Annotated in this window: 17 protein-coding genes; 8 read left to right on the top strand and 9 right to left on the bottom strand. The window is 38.8% G+C overall.

The features are described from left to right. Window positions 1-4: 4 nt before the first annotated feature. Genes PARA_RS08275 through PARA_RS08265 form a run of 3 tightly spaced genes read right to left on the bottom strand, consistent with a single transcriptional unit; the run spans window position 5 to window position 7,351 of the window. On the bottom strand, window positions 5-2,686 hold the full coding sequence (locus tag PARA_RS08275; protein ID WP_014065373.1) for a putative virulence factor: 2,682 nt from the start codon (window positions 2,684-2,686) through the stop codon (window positions 5-7). A gap of 12 nt (window positions 2,687-2,698) precedes the next feature. Then, window positions 2,699-5,737 (bottom strand): virulence factor SrfB, encoded by a 3,039-nt coding sequence (locus tag PARA_RS08270; protein WP_005696099.1) that lies wholly within the window; start codon window positions 5,735-5,737, stop codon window positions 2,699-2,701. A 36-nt stretch (window positions 5,738-5,773) separates the two neighbouring features. After that, a complete protein-coding gene (locus tag PARA_RS08265) occupies window positions 5,774-7,351 on the bottom strand; it encodes an SrfA family protein (protein WP_014065372.1) in 1,578 nt (525 codons plus the stop codon). Between the two features lie 328 nt (window positions 7,352-7,679). Here PARA_RS08265 and PARA_RS08260 point away from each other — a divergent pair, with 328 nt between their 5' ends. The 6 genes from PARA_RS08260 (at window position 7,680) to PARA_RS08235 (ending at window position 13,801) form a co-directional block, all read left to right on the top strand. Next, the gene (locus PARA_RS08260) at window positions 7,680-8,666 is read left to right on the top strand and encodes a FecCD family ABC transporter permease (RefSeq protein WP_005698982.1); all 987 of its coding nucleotides are present in this window, start codon (window positions 7,680-7,682) and stop codon (window positions 8,664-8,666) included. Continuing rightward, window positions 8,666-9,454 (top strand): ABC transporter ATP-binding protein, encoded by a 789-nt coding sequence (locus PARA_RS08255; protein ID WP_014065371.1) that lies wholly within the window; start codon window positions 8,666-8,668, stop codon window positions 9,452-9,454. The genes PARA_RS08260 and PARA_RS08255 overlap by 1 nt, the downstream gene beginning before the upstream one ends. Before the next feature lie 21 nt (window positions 9,455-9,475). After that, the gene (locus tag PARA_RS08250; RefSeq protein ID WP_014065370.1) at window positions 9,476-10,510 is read left to right on the top strand and encodes an ABC transporter substrate-binding protein; all 1,035 of its coding nucleotides are present in this window, start codon (window positions 9,476-9,478) and stop codon (window positions 10,508-10,510) included. 68 nt (window positions 10,511-10,578) lie between these two features. Beyond that, on the top strand, window positions 10,579-10,788 hold the full coding sequence (locus PARA_RS08245; RefSeq protein WP_007525241.1) for a TOBE domain-containing protein: 210 nt from the start codon (window positions 10,579-10,581) through the stop codon (window positions 10,786-10,788). A gap of 251 nt (window positions 10,789-11,039) precedes the next feature. Then, on the top strand, window positions 11,040-11,300 hold the full coding sequence (locus tag PARA_RS08240) for a SemiSWEET family transporter (protein ID WP_014065369.1): 261 nt from the start codon (window positions 11,040-11,042) through the stop codon (window positions 11,298-11,300). Between the two features lie 233 nt (window positions 11,301-11,533). Continuing rightward, window positions 11,534-13,801: a FepA family TonB-dependent siderophore receptor gene (locus PARA_RS08235; protein ID WP_014065368.1), complete on the top strand. Its 2,268-nt coding sequence runs from the start codon at window positions 11,534-11,536 to the stop codon at window positions 13,799-13,801. Window positions 13,802-13,864: 63 nt separating this feature from the next. On the opposite strand, the gene PARA_RS08230 is transcribed toward PARA_RS08235, so the two are convergent. Continuing rightward, window positions 13,865-14,884, bottom strand: coding sequence for an ABC transporter substrate-binding protein (locus PARA_RS08230; protein ID WP_014065367.1), 1,020 nt, complete (start codon window positions 14,882-14,884; stop codon window positions 13,865-13,867). A gap of 522 nt (window positions 14,885-15,406) precedes the next feature. On the opposite strand from PARA_RS08230, the gene metE reads away from it, so the two are divergent. Continuing rightward, entirely contained in the window at window positions 15,407-17,680 is a 2,274-nt protein-coding gene (gene metE, locus PARA_RS08225; RefSeq protein ID WP_014065366.1) for a 5-methyltetrahydropteroyltriglutamate--homocysteine S-methyltransferase, read from the top strand. 87 nt (window positions 17,681-17,767) lie between these two features. On the opposite strand, the gene cdd is transcribed toward metE, so the two are convergent. From cdd to PARA_RS08200, 5 genes are all read right to left on the bottom strand, one after another. Continuing rightward, on the bottom strand, window positions 17,768-18,643 hold the full coding sequence (gene cdd, locus PARA_RS08220) for a cytidine deaminase (protein WP_014065365.1): 876 nt from the start codon (window positions 18,641-18,643) through the stop codon (window positions 17,768-17,770). Window positions 18,644-18,819: 176 nt separating this feature from the next. Next, complete coding sequence (locus PARA_RS08215) at window positions 18,820-19,632, bottom strand: ABC transporter ATP-binding protein (protein ID WP_005696082.1); 813 nt, start codon at window positions 19,630-19,632, stop codon at window positions 18,820-18,822. Window position 19,633: 1 nt separating this feature from the next. Next, window positions 19,634-21,610: a dipeptide/oligopeptide/nickel ABC transporter permease/ATP-binding protein gene (locus PARA_RS08210; protein WP_014065364.1), complete on the bottom strand. Its 1,977-nt coding sequence runs from the start codon at window positions 21,608-21,610 to the stop codon at window positions 19,634-19,636. After that, window positions 21,610-22,563: an ABC transporter permease gene (locus PARA_RS08205; RefSeq protein ID WP_014065363.1), complete on the bottom strand. Its 954-nt coding sequence runs from the start codon at window positions 22,561-22,563 to the stop codon at window positions 21,610-21,612. Before PARA_RS08205 ends, PARA_RS08210 begins: the two co-directional genes overlap by 1 nt. A 292-nt stretch (window positions 22,564-22,855) precedes the next feature. Continuing rightward, complete coding sequence (locus tag PARA_RS08200) at window positions 22,856-24,454, bottom strand: ABC transporter substrate-binding protein (RefSeq protein ID WP_014065362.1); 1,599 nt, start codon at window positions 24,452-24,454, stop codon at window positions 22,856-22,858. A gap of 355 nt (window positions 24,455-24,809) precedes the next feature. Here PARA_RS08200 and PARA_RS08195 point away from each other — a divergent pair, with 355 nt between their 5' ends. After that, window positions 24,810-25,292 carry a Dps family protein gene (locus tag PARA_RS08195; protein ID WP_014065361.1) on the top strand — a complete coding sequence of 161 codons (483 nt, stop codon included), beginning with the start codon at window positions 24,810-24,812 and terminating at the stop codon, window positions 25,290-25,292. Window positions 25,293-25,316 lie beyond the last annotated feature (24 nt).

Below are 25,316 nucleotides of genomic sequence, written 5' to 3'. Positions count from 1 at the left end.
TTCCTTAGCATTGTGCTGAACGATATAAATCTAATACCGAACCTAACTTTGTATTGCTGACCTGATCAATTTCCCGTCCAGCGCTGTGTCCGGCATTTCCTTCAGCAAAGTGACCAAAGGCTACAAACCAGTCAAAAAGATAATTTTTAGTGTAATTATTAGTTTGGTCATCTAATTTAGGTAAACCGTTTACCTTTTCAACTTCCCTATTTTCAAATATTGCTCGCTCGTTCATCACACGACTAGCCGGACGTTGAGTCAGTGGTTGATTAACAAAATCTAACCATGCAATAAAATCCGCAATTTCAGTATTAATAGAAAATACTTGACGCTCAGCTAATTGATCACGTTTACTTCCTGCGTTTTCATTACGGAAAACGACCTTAGAAAGTTTATCCTGTAAATGAAGGCGATTTGCACCAGTAATCAATTCGCCAACTAAACCTTCAACGGCTTCTTTAGTAAAACCAAAGAATTGCATCAAATGCTGATCAGAAGAAATTGAACGCAAATGTTCAATCCAGGATTTAAATGCAGCCATAGCAAAACGAGATTCCACAATTTTTTCAGCCGGTTTCTCTTCTACAACAACAGGAGCTGGTTCAGCAAATAAATCAAATCCTTCTGAACTAAAACCAAAACCAGCATCAAAGGTATTTGCTGAATTTTCTTGTGCTTTAGTTTCTTCTTCACCTTTGTTTAGTAAGACTTCTTCATAATCAGAAAAATATAAAGAACGAATTGTCTCTTCAGGTAATTGAAGACAACGTAAAAACTCACCGACCAAAAGCCCTTTTTTACTTAATTCACCAACAATCATTTGTGCTAATTGGCGTTTTTTATTGACCTCTTCGGCTCCTTCACTTTGATACCAAGAAGAAAAACGGTTTTCTACAATATGATGGATAGCTTCATTAAGTTGCTCAGTTAAACGTTGAGCTTTCACTTCTGGCAAAGCAATCGTTTTCAAATAATCACTAATTCGTTGCATCCCACCATCATTCAATTTCATCATTGCATCCCAAGCTTCTTGAGGTTGAGCAACATGTTTTTGAATATCAGGGTCATTAGCAAAAGTACTACGTAAAAGATTAAGCTGACCAGCCTCTTTTGGATTAATGGCTAATTCTTCAGTATTATCCATATCTAAAAAAGCCACTTTGAAACCTGGCTTACGTACTAAAAAAACATTATCAAACGGCTTGCCATTTGCCCATTCATTTAGCCAAGAATAGTTTCCGAAACGCTCTAAAATTGTTTGTTTCAGCAATCCACCTTGTCCCCAAGACATTTTCAGCATATCTTCATCTTTGGCCAAATCACTACTGATACGCATATCAAACATGGTTATCGCCCAAAGAAGTCCGGGTTTACGTTTAGCACGATCAGTCGGATTATCTCCTTGCGTTTTATTAATCCAGCGCTCCAATACAGGACCTACACTATTCACATCGGATTGTTTGGTTGATGGAGTACAAACAATCAAAATGTTCATTTCTTGACTATCGGTATAACGCTCAAAAAGATAAGCTACTTTACCCCTTAAAATGAGTTGAGATACAGGATTACCTTCTTTTACTTCACTTAAAGAAGTGATTGCTAAACGACCACGGTACCCTGGGAAATCTAATAAATCAACCGTTTCAACAGCCGGCACTTTAGTAGGGTTAATCAACGGGAAAACTAATTCTGCGGTAAGTGCGGTTAATTCAGCCAAAGAAATGGAAACAGGCTCACCAACATGGCCTTCTTCAATAAAAGGACGAACAGCAATTTGTTCATCTCGATTTGTACCTAAACGCTCAAGCATATCCACGTTCATAATACTGTCAGCTTGAGAAAGGCCACCACTACCATTATCTTTTACTACTGCGGTAAGCGGTGCATAAACACGTTCAGGATTACCTAATTGAGCCAGTGTTTTTGCAAATTGAATATAGATTTGAGTCAACTCTGGAATTTCTGCCCATAATATGGAGAATAATGTTGCTCTATCTTCAATGCTCAGTCTTGGTGCCATGGCTACCGCTCTAGCCCAATAATTAGCCTGTAATACAGATAAAGATTTTCCGAAGCTTTCCTGGGCGTAATCCTGCAAATCAACTACGTCATCTTCATTAACACCTTTTACAGGTTGAGCATTTAATTTAGCATTTAAAGGTTTAAGTATTTCATTAATGCGAGATTGTTCCAATTGATAAGTCACACGTTCTTTATCAAAATCGTTGAAATAAGCATTAACTAAAATTTTGGCAACTTCAATTTCATGAAATAAGCGAAGTTCTAAAGGATAGCCTGGAACAGCCGCTTTTGCTGAGCGAGTAAAACGAGTAACCAAACCCGTTGCTTCTTTTCCGCCACCAGGAGGATTGATATGTTTAATGAAATCCAACTGTTGACCGTCAAAAATCGTTTCCAAATTGCCCTTTTGATCGGCTGCCAGTGCTGAAATTAAGAAAGATTTCCCTGCTTGTGATAAGCCAAAAAAACCAGCTGTAATTGGTTTAGAAGAAACGGCACCTAGGCGTTTTGCTGTATTGCGTAAACGTCTTAATTCAAGAATTAAACCATCAGCCTCATTATTTAAACGGGCAACATTTGGGCGAACATCATTTACCCAATCAATCGCTTGTTGTGATGCTTGGAATACCTTATCCCAAGATTCTGTTAATTGATTATCCGTCATTTTCTCTTCCACCTATCGTTTCACACAGCCAGTATCTAACCAATATAATTTTTGATCACCAAGTCCCGCATCGGTCATTGTGTTTAGATGAAGGGTAATATCCCTTTCTCGTACGCAAGAACGGCCATTTGATGCTGTCACATTTTTTATGTAGAAATTTTCTGCTCTTTCTTGGCTATTACGGCTATTTTTTATACCTAATGTTACTTGTAATACCACACCTTCATTATTCAACATCGCTTTCCATTCGCGGCTTTCTATAGAGAGCATATAAAGTGGAGAAGCAACCCAACGCTCCACATTCAATTGACGGAAACCTAAACGGGTATCACCGCGTACTTCAAAGGAAGTATCTGGGAAATCATAATCCTCATTGTCTAAATCAATATCGTGATAATAAACGTTGCTGTCTTTAATTACGTTATTGTTATCTAAATACCCAATGTATTTCACTGTAGAATAAGCAGTCATTGCCATTGAGCGTAAATAGAAGTTGGTTAAACGCATATCTTTACATAAGAAACAAAGCATCGCACCCACTGCGGCAGTCGTTTTTGGATCATCTATACGACCTTGTTTGTGGAATGGATACCAGTTTCCTGTGCGGTAATGATGTAATGGTAAAATCCGTCCGACTGGTAAAGGTAAACGAGAACGGAAGAAGGATTGTACACCAGGCAAACGAGATGGTCGGCCGGTTAGTAACAACACATCACATTGATAGCTGTTGACTACCTCACACAAGGCGTTGAAGGTTTTGCAGATATCAAAATAATCACCACGAATAAATAAACTGTGAATACGTTCTAAATTCACCTGAACCGGTAAATCTAAAATATTAAAATCTGAACGACCTAAGGCACGGCGAATCGGTTCATTAATATAGTCCAACACACTTTCTGTAGGCTGTTCTACGTCTTCTAATAATTCACCAAAAGTCTTCCCATTTAATGCATTGGTCTTTTGCATTGGATCATAGCCTTCGTACTCTTTCAATACTCGCAAGCCAATTGGGCTGAATACTTGTAATGTCAATTGTTGGCGTAATAATGCATCTTGTACTTTTAATGCCTGATCGCCAATCAATTCAGAAAGAATAGGTTCAGGATCACGTAAACCTGCATTTTTCAAACCAACAGTTAAAGATTCCACTACTACATTACGAATCATATCTAGCAAAATATCATCACCGGCCACTTTGAAACCATCACGGAAACGCTGAGTCGGGATAATATAGGCATTACTACCTGAACCACCGTTTTCTCCATAATCCAGCGAGTAATCGTTGATTACTAAGTCTGTTGTACCACCACCTATATCAATAGTTGCGATAGTAATACGATCCTTTTCTTTTTTATCTGGACGTTGCAATGCAGCAATAAATTCTTCTGGTCGACCGCCATAGTTATTTTGAGTTTCATTAAATAGATAAACAACTTGTCCACAGGTTGCTTCATCCCATTGAATAATCACCTCAGGTAAAATCGGCCAATATTTTTCTCTTGCACTTTGTGAATTGAAGTCAAAATCATCATCAGATTTATCCCAGCCAAGAGATTTCCAAACTAAGCCGATAGCCTGATAAATAGATTGACGGAAAATTTCTCGTTCAGGTTTAGGCATTGCTGGTGGTACAGTCAAAATAATCGAACGTAAAAAACGTGGTGCTTTAGAATGTTCCAATTTAGCTCGTTGAGCAGGACTGTTAATCTGCATTAATGCTTGCATCAACACTTCTGATAACATAAACGTCATCAATGAACGACGAGAATATTTAGGTTGGAATACAGGCATTTTGCGTTCAAATTCTTCATCAATATCATCCCGCAAAATATGTAATGCTTCACCATACTCATTGATTAATCCAGAAAGCGGATCTGCTGTTGCATAAGGCTCGTAATCTGTTTTTACATAGGATGAGTTAAAACGCCAGCCTTGTTCGTAACGAGCATCATCCCATAAATAACGTTTTGGACTAGATAAACCTGTTGAACCTTCATTCCCCTCTCGACGACTTGCTAAACGGGCGGCTTCCTTCCCTACACGCGCAATTGTTGCCCATTGGAAAGCATCACGACGCCCACTTTGTACAGAAAAATGATCTTTGCCAAAAAACGCTTGGGCAAATTCAACTCGACTTTCAAATGGTTCGGAGTACACTCGTTCCGGGCGCGTTAAATCACGTAATTCCAATTCATAGCGTTTTTTCAAACCGTCTTTTTCCTGCACATGATCTTCAATTAAAATGCCACAAGTACGAGAATTACCAACATCTAAAACCATATCGACAGGAATTGCACGATTAATTTCATCAGAACGATTGGAAATCATTTTAATCCGTGGAATATCAATTTCTTCACCTAGAATAGCCAAAATATTTAAGTAATGACCTTGATGAAATTTAGCAGCAATGTCCATTTTCAGATCATCTGGATGAATTTTTAAACGATCATTTTCGGGAGCTAATTCAGTGAAGAGTTCCAATAACCATTCATTTATCCATTTGTAGTCCAAAAACCACGACATTTGATGAGATTGATAAGCGAGACCAAAAACCGCGCCAGAACGCACATCTTCTTCAGTTGGCGCAAGGTAAGCAACATCAGCACGATTAGGAAAAATTTTAGTATCAAAAGCTAAAGTAACTCGATAAGTATTGCCTTCTACATCTGGTTCAGCTAGTTTAACAATTCGTGCACGCGCCCAGTTATAAGGGCCTTCATCAAAACCATCTGTAGAAGCTACTGTACGCAAAACAGGAATAGGTAACCAAACACCATCTAATAATTTAAATGACTGTTCTACACTGATTTCATGTTCCACTTTAACCATTCGGCTCAAATCACTGCTATCGCAATAACCTTCGCCGCTACGATGTTCAACTAATCGACGAATTGGATGGTTCTCACCGCCAGAGGCGAAGTTTCCCATACTTTTAGTACGCCATTCTTTGTCTTTCCAATCAATTTTTAAACCGAAGTCTAAAAATTGCACCCCACTATTCATAATTAGTGAGATTTCTTTTCCGTAATGATGTAAATCCGGTAACATTTTTATTCTCGCTTCTATTCGTTGTTTATTGGTTCACTAATTCGATTTCATTGTCATTGGGAAACTCTGTCCTGAGCCATATCCACCTTGACAATCGGCAATACTCTTCGCGCCAGGTTTACAAATTACTTCAGGTAACTGATAGCTTGATCCATCGCTACATTTTGCCACACCTTTATTAGTAATATTCAAACCACTGCCTTGCATTTTTGCAGAAACATCTCCTGTACATTGTACGCCGTCACCGCGTTGTACTTGTACTTGACCTACGCCATTTGAGAATGCATATTTTAAGCGTAGAGGTTTACCCGTAGTTTTATCCTGAATCCCTGCTCCAGCATTCCACTGGCCATTTAGAAAATCTACATTACCATTTTGTGTACTAGTTGTTGGAATTTGTAATGGTTTAGCATTAGAAGTGGTTTGATTCTTTTTATCATCTTCTTTATTTTGTCCAGCCTGAGTATCTGATTTATTTTCGGCTAACGGATCTACTGGTGGTTGCTGTGTTTTTTCATCTACTTTATTTTGATCCTCTTTAGTATCCGATTTACCCTCTGCTAGAGGGTCTACTGGCGGTTGTTGTTTATTTTCATCTTTATTTTGCTCTGCTTTGGCATCATCTGCTTTATCATTTTTTGATTCATCAGCTTTGGCAGCATCTGTTTCTGTTAATGGTGTATTAAGACCTTCACCTTGCATATTTCCTTCTCCAACAATCGGAGCATCGCCTAGTTGATTTAAAACTGAAGGATCTGTTACAGCCACACCCTTTCCATCAACCCAGCGTCCATTCAGATATCGGTAAAGAACATCTTTCAATTTACGTAATTCTTTTTCTTTCGGCTTTTTGAGATTTTTTGTTTGTGGCTCAGAAACTGTGACAGGGTCATTTTTTACTGTTGCTTCCTCTTTTGGCCACCATAAATCCTTAAACCACCAAGCCAATAATAAAAGTAATCCAAGTAATAACGGCAATACCCACCAAAACACACGACAAGGATGTTTTTTCACAACGACAGGTTCAACTGGCGTTATAGGTAAAGCTGGTTCAATTGGTTTTGGTGCTGCAGCTTGTAAAGAAAGGAATGGGTTACCGTGCGCAGCTGCATGTTTTTCTAGAAATCCCCAGAAAGTGATCACTGGACGATCATTGACTAAATAAACATGTTCAGGATTAGGAAAGCGCAAGGCTTTGAGATTTTCAGGATCGGTAATATCATCAGGATTGCCGCCACAGAGTAAACGGGCAAATAGCAGTTGATCGCCTTTGGAAGAGGGAGATTGAATGAGTTCTTTACCTAACTCCAGTGCAGTTCGTTCAAAAATTTTCAATTCTGCACGAGCATTTTCACGCTCTTCTTCCGTAGCCGAAGTCCAAGGGATAATCATATATTGCCCATCTGCACGAGTGGAATCAAACGGTACATACCAATCGATTTTATCCCCCTGTTCATTACGCTGTGGAATCGCTAAATATTCAGCAAAGGAACGACCTCGCTTAAACTTAAGTGCATCTCGCAACTGGGATGCTACCGTATAAACTGCCATGCCATCTTGGCCTAATGGCGTATAGTTTTTGATTTCACCACTTCTCAATAATGCACTTAACATAAAAAAACTCCGCGGACTAAAACTTATTAAAATAGTTAACATTCTATAAAAGTTGAGATGAAAAATGAAGACATATTTATATGTTTTGTAAAGAAATATAACTTTTAAATCATTAAATTTTATATGGGATAAATAAATTTCTTAATACTATTAAGTGTTGCTTCATAGAAACACTCTTAATTAACGCAAATACTAATAAAATAGTTTTACGTAGCACTCTATTTCATCATTCTGCCGTGCTAAAGTGCGGTTACCTTTTACTCAAATTTCGCTATATACAAAAAAATACAATCGCTATATACTTATAAAAACAACGAATTTTAAGTATATGAACAAATCTTTCCTTACCTTTCCCCTTTTACTTTGCCTACTTATTGGGCTCATTTTATGTTCACTCTCTTGGGGACGCTTTGCGATTCCGCTTGAGAATGTCGTACAAAGTCTTATTGGTAATAATGTCAATGATGTTCAAAACAACATTATTTTTAATCTTCGTTTGCCTCGTGTAATTGCTGCCATGCTTGTCGGTGCTTCATTGGCTATTGCGGGTGTGGTATATCAAGGTATTTTCCGCAATCCTTTGGTTTCACCTGATATTTTAGGGGTATCTAATGGCGCTTGTGTTGGTGCGGCATTGGCGATTTTAATCGGTTCAGGGATGCTGGGCATTCAAGCCTTTGCCTTTGTCGGTGGTTTGATAGCCGTCTTACTCACCATGAATTTACCACGTTTAATTCAACGCGACTCCACCATCGTTTTAGTGCTTTCCGGCATTATCGTTTCGGGCTTTATGATGGCAACATTAGGCCTATTGAAATATCTCGCCGATCCCGAAACCCAGCTAGCTGACATTGTATATTGGCAATTAGGTAGCCTAACCAAATCCAACTACGATAATTTGTTCATCCTTTCTCCTATCATTTTGCTTACCACCCTTGGCTTATTTTTAATGCGTTGGCGTATCAATGTGCTTTCATTGGGGGATCGTGAGGCAAAATTAATTGGGGCAAATATTCGATTAGAGCGTGGATTAATGGTGGTTTGTGCCACGTTGCTGACGGCTTCATCGGTTTGCTTAAGCGGGACAATTGGTTGGCTTGGTTTAGTGATTCCGCATTTAGCACGTCTTTTCATTGGTGATAACAATGTCAAAAGTTTACCGCTAGCCGGACTTATCGGTGCGATTTTCTTGCTCGTTATCGACACTCTCGCCCGCAATTTATACATTCAAGAAATTCCACTCGGCATTCTCACCGGTTTTATCGGTGCGCCATTCTTTGCTTGGGTTCTGATTAAACAAAAGGTGGTGGACTAATGCTGAAAATTGATAATCTGTATTACTGGCACAATGTTGAACATTCTCTACTCAATGGCATTGATTTAACCTTACAAAAAGGCGAATTACTGACGATTCTTGGAGCCAACGGTCGTGGCAAATCAACGTTATTAAACTGTATCGCGGGGCTTTTGAAACCAAAGAGCGGTCAGATTTTGCTAGATAATTGCAAATTAAGCGACATGAGCAGTAAACAAATTGCTCAAAAAATTGCTTATGTCTCGCAACATAGCCCACAAACCTATCAATATCGTGTACGTGATTATGTGGTGCTTGGTCGTGCTGCGCATTTAGGTGTGCTTGATAAGCCAAATGAAGCGGATTTTGCCTTGGTTGATGAAGCCTTAAATAAACTGGGTATCAGTCATTTTGCTAACAGAATTTATATGCAAATGAGTGGTGGTGAAAAACAACTAGTCAATCTTGCCCGTATTTTGGTGCAACAACCTCAACTGATTTTGTTTGATGAACCCACTTCGGCATTAGATTACGGTAATGTGTTTAAAACCTTAAGCCTAATCAAAGAGCTCTCATTGCAAGGCTTTACCATAATAATGACAACACATAACCCCGATCATCCGATGTTGTTGCATAGTGCCCTGCCCCATAGCCGCGTAACCATATTAAATGAACACGGCAAATTACAAACAGGCACCGCACCAGAAATTATTACTGAAGCTAATTTAAAAGCACTTTATCAAACCGATTTGCGCTTAGTTGATGTACCTGCACTACAACGCCAAATTTGTGCGATAACTCATTTATAAAACCACTAGAAGGAAATTCATATGTTGAAACATTCTCTAAAAAAAGGCTTGATTGCCCTTTCTCTTGCTGCCTGTTTTGCCCTACCGCTGCAAGCGAAAGTTATCACGGATGTTGAAGGAAATAAAATCGAACTACCAGACAACGTTCAACGTGTTGCTGATCTTTGGCATGCGAATAACCAAATTGTCTTACTATTAGGCGGCGCCAATAAACTGGTTGGCACGACCACATCTATCGCAGCCAATCCTTGGTATAGCGAAGTATATCCAAATATCAAAAATGTACCGGTATTAACCAATGGTGAAACCATTCAAACGGAAGAACTGTTAAGTCATAAACCAGATGCAGTATTGCTCTCGAAAAAATCCATGTTAACTGAAGTGGAACAAGCCGCCTTGAAAGGCGTGCGTGTAAGTTTCCAAGATTTTGATGGTTTGAAAAAAACCGTACGCATCACGGCTGAAGTGTTAGGTGATAAAGCCCCTGAAATCGCAGAAAACTATATCAAAGAATTAGAAGGCAACATTCAATTTGTAGAAAGCCGTCTTAAAGGCTTAAAAGATGAACAACGCCCAACCGTGTTACATATCACTAAAGGCTCTGATTTGTTTATGATTGATGGCGGAAAATCGATGATTGGTGAATGGATTAAATTAGCTGGCGGTAAAAGTGTATTACCCGATGAAGCCAATATGGTGACCGTCACCGTAGAAAGCATTATTCAGGCGAATCCAGATGTCATTATTATCGGCAGCAGCGGTAATAAAGCGCAAGCAGCAATCGAAAAAATTAAAGCTGACCCAGCATGGCAATCAATAAGTGCGGTCAAAAATAATCGTATTTATGCCAACCCAACCGGCACGTTCCCATGGGATCGCTACAGTGCAGAAGAAGCTTTACAAATTCTCTGGGCGGCTCAACTCTTCCATCCAGAGCAATTTAAAGATTTAAACATGGTAGAAAAAACGCAAGCCTTCTATAAAAAATATTACGATTACGTGTTAAGCAAAGAAAATGCCGAACAAATCTTAAAAGGGTTATCACCTATTAAGTAGTATTTTCAACTTATATATTTACCTATATAATACTTACTCTTTTTAACTCAAACATAAGGAAATGCTTAATGAAAATTAGCGCAAGAAATCAACTTAAAGGTACTGTAAAATCAATCGAAACTGGTTCTGTGAACGCAATCGTACACATTGATATCGGTAACGGTAACGTAATTTCTTCTACCATCTCTATCGATGCAGTAAAAGAATTAGGTTTAGCAGTTGGTAAAGAAGCATATGCGATTATCAAAGCAACCTCTGTAATGGTTGGTGTTGAATAATCTCAACTGAACTGTTCAGAATCCTATATAACCGCGCTTTAAAGTGCGGTTATTTTTTTGTCTTTTTTCTCTCTAATCTCTTTATTCCCCTCCTAATAAAATGCATTTTATCCTTAACTAAACTGAAAGAATATTTATGCAATTTTGCTATTTATTGAATTTAAATTAAAATTAATGTATAATACTCATGAATTATAAATTCTTAGTTAATAATCTGATTTAGAATTATTCTGTTAAATTTAGGAGAGCAAATGACAAACCAACGTTTTATTACCATTTTAGGCTATGTCGCAACATTTACTTCAGTTTGTATGTATGTGTCTTACTTGCAACAAATTGGTCTAAATTTATCAGGTCAAAAAGGTGGTTGGTTACAACCTTTTGCCACCATGATTAACTGTAGTTTATGGGTGGTTTATGGTTTGTTAAAAGAAAAACGCGATCTGCCTATTTCATTAGCAAATGCGCCTGGTGTCATACTTGGTTTAATTACTTTCGTCACCGCTTTATAACAGCATAAAATGCTCATATAAAAAACCGCACGTTGATAAAATCACTGTGCGGTTTTTTGTTATTAAAAAGGCGGCTAAATTAACCGCACTTGTTTATAAACAAACAGAAAATCTCATCAATATTTCAGATTATCCCCTCTGGGGTATTTTACATCTCATGTTTTAGTGATAAATTTACCAATCGTTATATATAATTATATATAGCATATTTGTTTTTATTATATGGAGGTTTTATGTTACACAAAAAGTACAAACTCAGTTTATTGAGTTTGGCGCTCATTTCTGCATTTACCTATGCAGAAGAACAATTAGAGGAAATACAGGTATCAGCAAATAGTAGCGCTGAACAGTCACAACAAGGTTTTAATACAAGCGTTGTATCTGCTAAAGAAATTGCTAAACAACCTATTGTCAATGATATTGCTGAATTAGTAAGAATGCAGCCTGGTGTGAACTTTACATCTGGTAACAGCAATGCTTCTTATGGCAACAAACGCCAAATTGATATTCGTTCTATGGGGCCAGAAAATACGCTTATTTTAATTGATGGAAAACCAGCTACTTCACGTAATAGTGCGCGTTACGGACGATTCGGTGCACGTGATACACACGGTGACAGTAAATGGGTTCCGGTGGAAGAAATTGATTCTGTAGAAGTAATTCGTGGTACATCAGCCGCGCGTTATGGTTCAGGTGCGATGGGCGGTGTGGTAAACATCAAAACAAAACCTGTTACAAATGAATTAAAAGGTGGCCTTTCCTATTATTTAAATTTACCTGAAGACAGTAAATACGGCACAACTAACCGTACAACGTTTAATTTAAGCGGCCCTTTAATCAAAGATGTATTAGGATTCCGTTTATACGGTAGTTGGAGTAAAACTCGTGCAGATTCACCATCTATTAATGAAAACCCAGATGGTACATGGTCTTATGCAGGTCGTGAAGGTTTACGCAATAAAGATATTGCTGGTCGTTTAGATTGGAATATTACCCCAAATCAAACCTTAACCTTAGACGCAAGTTATAGCCGCCAAGGCAATATTTATTCTGGCGATAGCGAATCTTGGGGCGCAAATGAAAGTGAAAAAGCATTAGCAGGACGAAATTTAGAAACTAACCGTGTTTATCGTCAAGCTTATTCTCTCACTCATAAAGGTAAATGGTCTTGGGGGGAAAATGAAACTTACATTGCTTTTGACAAAACAACTAACGCACGACTACCTGTTGGCTTAGGTTTTGCAATGGAAGGACATTGGAATGGCGGTGATTTAAACTTTACTGATAGTGATCTTACCAATACTCGCTTTAGCAATGAGTTACGTATTCCATTCACATTGGGTGCAGAACATCTATTGACTATTGGTATGGAAGCCAATCACAGTAAACTCAATGACCCAAGTTCAATGAGTTATAACTTGAAAAATAATAAACCGATGAATTTAGGTGTGATTCCTTGGTTACAAAGTGAAAACCGTAGCGGTGAAACCAGCTTAAGCGAATACGGTGTCTTTGTTGAAGATATGATTGACTTTGGTCAAGGAACAGTTGTTACCCCAGCCATTCGTTTTGATCATCACAGTGTTTCTGGCGGTAACTGGACACCGAGCTTAAATCTTTCACAAGAAGTGAATCCATATTTAACCTTAAAAGGTGGTATCGCTCGTGCCTATAAAGCTCCTAACCTTTATCAAATTACAGAAGGTTATGTATTGGCAAACCGTCAAAATAACTGCCCTGCAACCGCTGCAAATATTAGAACGGTAGGCGCATGTTATACCATTGGTACGAAAGATCTCAAACCGGAAACCAGTGTAAATAAAGAGATTGGTTTTGAACTTCATAATCAAGATGGTTATAAATTCGGCTTAACCTATTTCCATAATGATTACCGAAATAAAATTGAAGCAGATGAAACCTTGCTTGGTACAACCTTTAACCCAAGTTTCTCTCGCGTTACACGTTATGGGACAAAAGCAGACCAAAAAGATTACATTAAAACCACCAATATTTATAAATGGGGTAATGTAACTCGTGCAACGGTTGCTGGTTTTGAAGGTTATTTAAACTTACCTCTTATTGCGAATAAATTAAGTTTAAATACTAACTTTACTTATTTCACAAAAAGTAAAAACCGTGCAACAGGTAACCCGTTAAATCTTTCACCCAAATATACGATTAGTTCTACCCTTTCTTATCAAGTGACAGATAACCTTGATTTTGCCACAACTTATACTCGTTTTGGTAAACAGTTTAGCAAATCGACAGGAACACGTTATATGGATTTCAGTCGTAATGGTTTAGCACAAGATACAACGCTTCAAGAAAGCCAAGGTAGTTATGGTATTTGGGGGGCAAGTATTGGTTATAAATGGCAAAACTTTAGTGCACGCATCGGTGTCAGCAATATCTTAAATAAAAGATTATATGTTGATGGCAAAGCACAAAGCTATAATGAACCAGGACGTGCTTATTACACGACTTTAAAATATAGCTTCTAATCTCTTAAAATAAAAAAGAGCGATGAAAAATCATATTCATCGCTCTTTTATTTTATCTATACCTTATTTTAAAGGCGGTAAGCCTTGTAAAATTTGCTGTGCATTTTCTTTGCTTAGATCATAGTTATAGTATTTTTTATAAAAAACTTGTGTTTTTTCTACCATATCTAAATCTTTAAACAAGTCTGGATGAAAAACCTGCGCCGCCCAAAGAACTTGTAATGCTTCTTCTGCACTATAACGATCCCACAAGAAGGTGCCCATTGGGTTGACAAAAATACGATTATTTTTAACCGCACTTATACTTTGCCAACGAGGGCTTTGTTTAATCTCCGTAACTGCACGTGCTGCATTTGGACCACCAACAGTAATCACATCAGGATTAATTTTAATCACTTCTTCTAATCCCACCTCGACTGCACTGTCTAATTCTGGGAATGCACTTCTCCCCCCTGCTTGACGGGTCCAGGCTCCGATAATACTTTTTCCACCATCTACCACGGTGAGATTTTCATTGCCTGTAATATGCATGACCACAGGTTTTTCTGACTCAGTAAGATGTTTCGTTCTTTCCTTGGTGAAAGCAATATTACCTTCTAATTCTTTAATGTATTCTTCTGCAATGTTTTTTGCATCACCACCGATAATATCAGCGGTTAATCGAACGGTTTTCTTGAGACCATCAAAATCTTTGAAAATGGCTAAAACTCCTTTTAATCCTGCGCGATTAACTTCATCGACCATGTTTTGACTAGGAAGAATCACGACATCTGGTTGTGTACCTAATAATTCTTCAGTCTGTAAATCACGTCCGTTGCCTAGCGCAGTCACGGTTTTGATTTTAGGATAAACTTCCGCAAACCAAGGATGATCATGAATATAATTAGTGGTGGCAACCACTTTATCCATTCCGCCTAATAAAAGGACGATTTGGTTGTTTGCATTCCATAAATCTGCGATACGTTGCACATTATCAGCAATTTCAATTTTATTGCCGGCTACATCTTCAATCACTTTGGCTTGCAATGCACAAGGGGCAACTAATAAAGCAATCAAGCTCAGTTTTATTGCTTTTTTCCACATATTTTTTATCTCCCTAATAGTTAGAAAAGTTAATGTAAAAATTCTTAGAAACGAATTAGTGGCTTTTATAGTCTCTAGTGAAGTTCCATTTTCACCTCAAAATAGCCTTCCAATATTGAAATCTACAGAGAGGTGAATTATAAACTAAAATATATAATGATCGTTATATTGAATAAAAAAGGCGGCCAAATTGACCGCACTTTGATTACGACGATAGAGGATGAAAAAATTAGAAACTATATTTTAAATTTGCAAAGTAGGAACGACCTCGCTCGTTATAATATTTTTTCATTAGCTTATCTTTAAAAAATTGCTACACAAATTCAAACGTAGTGATTGTATCTTATATTGCTATATAAAAATGTAAATAGCGAAAACTGGTTATATAATTTCAAATAATTATTAATTAAATTCATCCAAAACTTGAAAATTATGAAGTTGTTTAATTTTAAATTCTATTGCATTCTATGTTCGAACAGACGTTTAGACGTCTAAACAAAACAAACAATAGAAGGATTAATTATGACAACATTTCATTTAGCAGGATTTCCGCGCGTAGGCGCAAAGCGTGAACTTAAATTTGCTCAAGAGCGTTACTGGCGTGGCGAAATTGCAGAAGCGGATTTATTAGATATTGCAAAAAGATTACGTGAACTTAACTGGCAACACCAAGCCAAGGCAAATGCTGATTTTGTTGCGGTGGCTGATTTCACACTTTACGATCACATTTTAGATTTACAAGTGGCAACAGGTGCGATTCCTGCACGCTTTGGTTTTGATAGCCAAAACTTAACGCTCGATCAATATTTCCAATTGGCGCGTGGTAACAAAACACAATTTGCCATTGAAATGACAAAATGGTTCGATACCAACTACCATTATCTTGTACCAGAATTCCATAAAGAGACACAATTCAAAGCAAACCCAGCACATTATGTGACACAAATCCGCGAAGCTAAAGCGCTTGGGTACCAAGTTAAACCAACAATTGTTGGGCCACTCACCTTCCTTTGGTTAGGGAAAGAAAAAGGCGTTGCATTTAATCGCTTTGATTTATTAGCAAAACTCGTGCCTGTTTATGTTGAAATCTTAAATGCGTTAGCTGCGGAAGGCGTGGAGTTTATTCAAATTGATGAACCCGCTCTCACCTTAGATTTACCGTCAGAATGGATTGCCGCTTATAAAGCGGTTTACGCCACTTTTGCTGAACAAGTGAAAACGAAATTATTGCTTGCGACTTATTTTGGTTCTGTCGCAGAACATGCTGATTTGTTAAAAGCCTTACCAGTAGCCGGTTTACATATTGATTTAGTACGTGCACCTGAACAACTTTCTGCCTTTGCGGATTATGACAAAATCTTATCTGTCGGCATCATTGATGGTCGTAATATCTGGCGTGCAAACTTAAATCAAGTGTTAGATGTGGTTGAACCATTAAAAGCGAAATTAGGCGATCGTTTATGGATTGCGCCAAGCTGCTCTCTCCTTCATACACCTTATGATTTAGAAGTCGAAACACAGCTACAAGCCAATAAGCCTGAGCTTTATCAATGGTTGGCTTTCACATTACAAAAAATCCAAGAATTACGCGTTCTTAAGACAGCACTAGACCAAGGTCGTGAAGTGGTTCAAGCTGAATTAGCGGCTTCTCAAGCTGCTGCGGATGCACGTAAAAACTCGCATGAAATTCACCGCACTTGTGTGGCAGAACGTTTAGCAAATCTACCGAAAAATGCTGACCAACGTAAATTGCCATTTGCAGAACGTATTAAATTACAAAATGCGTGGTTAAATTTACCACTTCTGCCAACGACGAATATTGGTTCTTTCCCACAAACGACAGCAATTCGTCACGCTCGTGCAGCCTTCAAAAAAGGCGAACTTAGCTTAGCGGATTACGAAGCTGCAATGAAAAAAGAAATTGAATTCGTTGTACGTGAACAAGAAAAATTAGACTTAGATGTATTGGTACATGGCGAAGCAGAACGTAACGACATGGTGGAATATTTCGGCGAATTACTCGATGGTTTTGCTTTCACCAAATTCGGTTGGGTACAAAGTTATGGTTCACGTTGTGTGAAACCGCCAGTGATTTACGGTGATGTTAGTCGTCCAGAACCAATGACGGTACGTTGGTCGCAATATGCCCAAAGCCTTACCAAGAAAGTCATGAAAGGCATGCTGACTGGTCCAGTCACGATCTTACAATGGTCTTTCGTGCGTAACGATATTTCTCGTGAAACCGTCTGTAAACAAATTGCGGTTGCGCTTTCTGACGAAGTATTAGATTTAGAAAAAGCAGGCATCAAAGTGATTCAAATTGATGAACCGGCTATTCGTGAAGGTTTACCATTAAAACGTGCAGATTGGGATGCTTATTTGAAATGGGCGGGCGAAGCCTTCCGTTTAAGCTCAATGGGTTGCCAAGATGATACACAAATTCATACGCACATGTGTTATTCCGAATTTAACGACATTCTACCTGCTATCGCAGCCTTAGATGCCGATGTCATTACTATCGAAACCTCGCGTTCTGATATGGAATTACTCACCGCATTTGGTGATTTCAAATACCCGAATGATATTGGCCCAGGTGTATATGATATTCACAGTCCACGAGTGCCTGCAGCAGAAGAAATTGAACATCTTCTTCGTAAAGCATTACAAGTGGTGCCGAAAGAACGTTTATGGGTAAACCCAGACTGTGGTTTGAAAACGCGCGGTTGGCCAGAAACAATTGCGGCATTAAAAGTGATGGTTGATGTTACGAAAAAATTACGTGCTGAATTAGCATAAAATCAGTAAAAAGAAAGGCGAACATGAGAGATTATCTCTGTTCACCTTTTCTTTTAGTTAAAAAAACTAATTCATTTTTGACCGCACTTACAGGCTAATATATTCCATTTTCACCTTGCAGAGGCTCTTTAATAACTGCTCTGCCATCTTACGATGACTTAAACGCAATGGTTTCTCTGCAAATACTACGCGCTCAATTTTCGATACATCCAGTTGATTTAAATAAGCAAAATTAATCGCTGTTTGCATAGCAGGTAGGCTTGGGTTGAATGCCGCATTTTCTGCATATCTACCACAAATCATTTCCCCATTTTTAAATAAAATGCCTACACCATGAGGGCTTTTAGAATAAGGTGAATGAGCTCGGTTTGCGCCTAAAATCGCTTTATTTGCCACTTCATCTTCCGTCGTCAATGTGAAACCTTGTTCTTCTTTGTTTAATAGAAGCAAATCAACACCTAAATCTTTCGGGCCAAAGCTATCGGGTAAATATTGAGGAAGTGGATTATTTTGGCTGTGTGGCAAATGAATTTTCAAATCATCCGCTTGATAAAGCTCATTCATAAATTGACGGCAGTGACCGCAAGGCGTGTAATTCACCACGATATCCGTGATGCGAGGCTCATTACGTAACCATGCATGGCTAATCGCACTTTGTTCAGCATGGATGGTTTGAGCCATACTACTACCCTTAAATTCTTGATTCGCACCAAAGTAAAAATCACCACTTTCACCAATCGCAATCGCGCCAACATGAAATTCTGAAATGGGTGTATGACTATAACAAGCTGCCACAGGTAAAAGCGCCAAACCTAATTGAACAGGCGTAAGCTTAAATTCATCACAAATTGACCGCACTTTCTCAGCCGGTAAAAAACCTTTCCATTCTTGTTCTTCTAATGCAGAAAGAATTGCATTTGAAAGTGGCGAATCGGCTAATGCTTGTTGAATTTTTTGTTGCATATTAAATCTCCTTATTTTTATATGCCCATTCTACGCTATTTGAGAAAAAACCTAAACTCTAAAAGGCTTTCGGAATATGTTTCTAAAATTTATCAGCACCTTAAAACAAAAAATAGCAAAAAAATAACCGCACTTTAAAAGTGCGGTTATAAATTAAAGTATTTTATTCGCTCGTGTTATAACAACGATGGTGCAACACCGAGTAATTTTCGGGTGTAATCCACTGTTGGGTGGTTGAAAATATCTTCAGTGCTACCCGTTTCCAAAATTTGGCCGCCGTACATTACGACAATGCGGTCAGATACTTGGCGTACTGTTTGGATATCATGAGAGATAAACACCATGGCAAGATTGAGTTCTTTTTTCAAATCAGCCAATAAGTTTAATACCTGAGCACGAACGGATACGTCTAATGCAGAAGTCGGCTCATCCGCAACAATCAGTTTTGGATTCAGTGCTAAAGCACGTGCAATCGCCACACGTTGTTTTTGCCCACCCGATAAACGAGTTGGTTCAACTTGTGCTGCAGAACGCGGTAAACCGACGCGAGAAAGCAAGTCATACACACGTTTTTCCCGTTCATGGGGTTGTAACACATTGTGAATATCCATTGGGTCACGCAAAATATCCAACACTTTCATACGAGGATTCAGTGCGGTTGCTGGGTCTTGGAAAATGACCGATACTTGGCGGCCGAATTGTTTTCTCGCTTCTGAGCTGCCATATTGCATTTGTAAACCGTTGAATTTCACTAAACCTGATGTCGGTTTAAGAAGTCCAATAATCACGTTGGCTAAGGTAGATTTTCCGCAGCCAGACTCCCCAACTAAACCAATGGTTTCCCCTGCTTTTATGCCAAGACTCACATTGTTCACCGCAGTGAATTTTTTACGACCAAACAATGAACCGTCGCGAGAAGGAAATTGCACCACGATATTTTCTAAATCGATGATGTTTTGTTCTTTAATGACTTTAATACTACTGCTCATATTATGCTCCTTTCGCTTCCGTTACAGGCTTAGCTAGATGAGAAGCCCACAAGTGAGACGGCTCGCCTTCCACGGCGGTTAATATCAATTTTTGATCCGGATCTGCATCTGGTCGTAATGAACGACTTGCGAAACGGTCACCCACAGCAAAATCGTAAGGTGATGGTACGCTGCCCGGAATTTGATATAAACGTTTCGCACGCACTTCAGTTGAAAGTACGGAACCCAATAAGCCACGTGTATATTCATGAGTTGGATTAGCAAGCAATAAGGATGTTGGTGCCATTTCAACCACTTGTCCCGCATACATTACCGTAATGTGGTGAGCTAATTGAGCTACCAATGCTAAATCGTGGCTAACAAACACCATCGCGAAACCCAGTTTTTCACGTAATTCATTTAATAATTTCACGACTTCAGCTTGAACAGTTACGTCTAATGCAGTTGTTGGTTCATCGGCGATTAATAATTTCGGCTCACGAGTTAATGCCATCGCAATTACCACACGTTGACGTTGACCACCAGAAAGTTCATGCGGATAACGGTTCAATACTTTTTCAGGATCAAGGTGTACCCATTCCAACAATTTTTCTGCGGTATGGTGGCTGCCACGTTTAATGAGCTGTGCCATTTGATCTTTGATACGCATTGATGGGTTTAACGCACTTAAAGAGTCTTGGTAAATCATCGCAATTTCAGAACCACGCAATTCACTTAAATTGTGAGAATTGAGTAAGCTGTGTTGTTTACCGCTACGGTCGGTGAAAAGCACTTCCCCAGTGATTTTGGCTGTTTTTGGTAACAAGCCCATGATAGAGAATGCTGTAATGGATTTACCACAACCAGACTCACCCACTAACCCCATGGTTTCCCCTTCATTTACGGTGAAGCTGATGTTATCAACCAATGGAATTTCACCATAACGATTCGGGAAACGGATTGATAAGTTTTTCACTTGTAAAATCGGTTTTGCATTTGGATTTAATTGCATACGATTCGTACGTGTGATTTCTTTTTCATGTAATTTGAGTAAGTAACGTTTTAACGCAAGACCTTCAGCAAGTGCTTCTTGTACATCGGTAGAAAGACGCTCATCTGATTTGCCTTCTGGTTTTTTACCGCCTTTCAAGCGCGGGTTAACCAAGGCATCGGTAAGACCTTCCGCCAAGATATTTAAGGCTAATACAGTTAAAAGAATCATGACACCCGCAAAGGTTGTTGCCCACCATGCACCGTTTAATACGATGTTACGGCCTTCAGAAAGAATGTTACCCCATGAAGGATGTGGTGGTTGTACACCTGCGCCTAAGAAAGAAAGCGAGGCTTCGAATACAATAGCATCTGCTACCATTACGGTTGCGAAGACTAAAACAGGTGCAGCAGTATTGCGTACAACGTGTTTGAGAAGAATATAAGTACGGCTACCACCAATCACGCGTTCAGCGCGCACATAGTCTTCATCCCATTGTGATACCACATTCGCACGAACCACACGCGCAAGTTGCGGAGTATAAACCACGGCAATAGTGATAATAATAACCGGCACTGAGTTCCCAAAGGTCGCTAATAACACTGCGGCTAATGCGATACCCGGGAAAGCCATTAAAATATCCATTAAGCGCATAATAATTTCATTGCCCCATTTATCGGATGTCGCTGCAGTAGCCCCTAAAACACTACCGAAAAGAATGGCACAAGCTACTGCGCCTAAACCGATAAATAATGACGTTTGGGCACCGTAAACAATACGAGAGAAAATATCACGACCAAGTCGATCAGTCCCAAACCAATATTCCGCACTTGGAGCACGCATACGTGCGATCACTTCTAATGGATCATGTGTTGCGACCCAAGGAGCAAACACCGCCACTAAGGCAACGAAAACTAAGAATAATAATGAAATTTTTGATGCGGTGGAAAGTGCTCGGAATCTCGCACCGCTTGCAGCTAATCGATCTGCTAAACCTTGACGAAACATTATAGACTCCGAATTTTAGGGTTAATCAACACATAGAGAATATCAACGATAATATTCACTAAAACGAAGGTAAAAGCGATTGTCAGAACCACACCTTGTACTAAGTGTAAGTCATGGTTGACGATGCCGTTAAAAATCAATTTCCCCATGCCTGGTAAGTCAAAGATTTGTTCGATAACTACCGCACCACCAAGTAAGTAACCTACACGTAAGCCTAATACAGTCACAGGTGTAATTAAGGCATTGCGTAATACGTTGTGACGAATAACGGTTGCATAAGGCACACCGTTACCAATCGCGGTTCTCACATAATCTTTATCCATTTCTTCTACCATGGTTGTACGCACCACACGAATTAATGACGCACATACTGGCACGGCAAGCGCAAGAGATGGCAAAATCATGGAATTGATATACCCCATCGGGCTTTCGCTGAATGGCACAAAACCACCAGAAGGCAACCAATCTAATTCCAAAGAGAACCATTGAATAAGTAAGATACCTAACCAGAATGATGGTGTCGCAACCGCTGCTACAGAGATTAAACGAATCACTTGGTCTACCCAGCTATCACGATAAAGCGCAGCAAGTACACCTAATGAGAAAGACACTACTGCCGCAAACACCACACCAATTAGAGTAAGCTGTAACGTGATTGGGAAAGATTTCGCTAGCATGCTACTGATGGGTAATTCTGGTGGCATGGTCACACCAAAATCCAATACAAGTAAATTACCTAAGAAACGAAAATATTGAACAAAGAGTGGATCATTTAAGCCATGTGATTCGCGGTAAAGTTGTTTTGCCGCTTCACTAGCACTTTCGCCCAATGCCACTGTAGCGGGATCACCCGGCGTGAATTGAAGCACTACAAAGACGAGTGCTGTTACACCAAGTATCATGACCGGCAAAGCCATCAATCGGCGTAACAATAATCGAAGTATCATTTCCATCTGACTTCTCCTATTCTAGCTTGAGAAATTCGTTAGCTTCAAAAATGAAGTAAAACAATCAAATTCAAAAACAAAATGAATCACAGTAATCATAGTGTTCAGTCTAAGCCCTGTCAATCCAAGTGCATAGAGCAAAATTCAAATCTGTGATCGGCTTCACAAAGATTTTTTGGAAATGAAATTAAGAGAAAAAATGACTGAAAAACAGAGAGAAAAATGACCGCACTTTAAGATAAAAAGAAAAAAGGCTGTTGATTGCTCAACAGCCAAAACATTAAATTAAAAAGTGCTTTTATTTACGGCCCACACCGAGGAAAGATAAACCGGTTGTTGCCAATGGTTGATAGCCTTCAAGGCTGCTATCATCCCATGCAGAAGGAAGTTTACGATGAACAATCGGATAAAGTGGTACTTCTGCCGCAATAATGTTAATCGCTTCTTCCCATGATTTTTTCGCTTCAGCGTGATCTTTTGCTCTCACTGCTGCATTGAGTAATTCAGTCACTTTCGCAAATTCAGGGGTGTTGCTCCAACGGAAACGACGTTTCGGCCATACATCACCACGGTACCACCAGCTTAAAAGCAAGTCTAAGTCATTACCGAACACTGATGGGTCACCTGGAGCGATTGCCACTTCATATACACCTGGATCCACGTTGTTGCTGTATAACGCACCTGATTGTAAGTGTTGTAAAGTCACTTTCACACCAGGAATCTTGTTCCAAGACTCTAAAATTAACGGTGCTGATTCTTTTACCCAGTCGTGGTCGGTTGCGAGCAATTCAAATTTAAGCTCAGTTACACCGGCTTCTTTTAATAATGCCGCTGCTTTTTCCGGATCATAAGGATATTGAGTTGATGCCTTAATGTAATCAGGGTGAGTGGTTTGTAAGTATGATGTTGCAGCTTCTGCATTACCATCAAATACAATATCAACAAGTTTGTCAGTGTTTAAACCATAGTGTAACGCTTGACGTACTTTTGGATTGTTAAACGGAGCTTTCTCACAGTTAAACATTAAGAATAGCAAGCCGAAAGATTGAACGGATTGCACTTGTTGTTTTTTGTTTTTCAAGCGACTAATGTCTAAATAAGGCACACTTTCCATTGCTTGAGTACGTTTAGACTCTTGTGCAGTTACACGAGCTGCGGCATCAGAAAGTAATAACCAAGACATTTTTTCAACTTGCGCTGGATATTTACCATTGTAAGGTTCATAAGCTTCAAAGACGATTTTGTCATCTTTCACTGCTGAAACAAATTTGAATGGACCCGAACCAACTGGGTGTGCATCAAAGGCAGATTGTCCCACTTTATCGATCACATGTTTCGGTACAATTTTCACACAAGTTAAGCGGTTAGCGAATAAAGCAAATGGATATTTCAGTTTGAATTCCACCACTTTATCATCTACCGCTTTCACACTTTCAACGAAATCAATAAACATCACAAATAGTGATTTATTGGCTGGATCCATAATACGATTGAAAGAATATACAACGTCTTCAGTGGTGACTGGAGATCCGTCATGGAAGGTTGCGCCTTCACGTAAAGTAATACGCCATGTTGTTTCATCAACTTGTTCTGGCTCTTTTCCAGCTAAAGCAAGATAAGGTTCACGAGTTGCAGGATGCAAATCCACCAAACCTTCAAAAATGTGCAAGTTTGCTGCATAAGGTGATGCACCACTTGATGTCATTGGGTCAAAACCGGTAGAAAGCGGATAAGCAATCCCCGCTTCAATGGTTTTACCTTTAATTTCTGCAGCAAAGGCTTTTGGTGCAAATGTGCCTAATGTACCACTAAATGCAAGACCTGCCCCTACGCCAGCCATAAGTTTCATAAAATGACGACGAGATTCATTAGTTTCAAAGGAAAAATGCTTTGTCATACTAAACTCCTGATGAGTAATAAAATCATATTTTTGGTTTTTAAACCTAGCCAAACATTTCATTCGAAAATGAAGTAAAGCAATCAAATCTTAGAATAAAATGATTTGCATCAATCATAATCATCTTCGATTCATTCTGTCAAAGGGGAAATATTGAATGTGTGATCTACTTCACAGAGTTTTTTTCGCAATTCACAATAAAAGTTTTTAACTATGTATAATTTATTATGGATAGATTTTAACTATTGAACCACTAGATAATATGAAATAGCTATCAGAAAAAACGATGCTTATAATGACCACACTTCCCAAGCAAGGGAACAACATTTTAATCAACAATAAAGAGGAAAATACTATGTCAAAAACATCAATCGGTTTAGATAAAAAAGCATCTGAAAAATTAGCAGCAAAATTAAATGAATTATTAGCAACCTATCAAGTCTTCTATACCAACGTGCGCGGTTACCACTGGAACATTAAAGGGGTAAACTTCTTTGAATTACACGCAAAATTTGAAGAAATCTACACCGATTTAGTAGAAAAAGTCGATGAAGTAGCAGAACGTATCTTAACTTTAGGTTACACTCCGCATAACGGTTATTCACAATACTTCCAACACTCACGTATTAAAGAAGAGTTAGGGGTAAGTGATGCGCAATCTTGCTTAAAAGGCACATTAGAAGGATTAAAAGTATTACTTGAACAACAACGTGAAATCCTTGAATTAGCGGGTGAGTCTGATGATGAAGGTACCGCTTCTCAAATGAGCGACTACATCAAAGAACAAGAAAAACTTGTTTGGATGTTCCAGGCTGCTTGTCAAACTTGCCATGCTTAATTTGGCATTCATATAAAATAAAAA

This window comes from Haemophilus parainfluenzae T3T1 (assembly GCF_000210895.1).
GTDB lineage: Bacteria > Pseudomonadota > Gammaproteobacteria > Enterobacterales > Pasteurellaceae > Haemophilus_D > Haemophilus_D parainfluenzae_A.
Note: the sequence above shows the minus strand (reverse complement) of the source record. Positions and strands in the feature narration are given on the sequence as shown.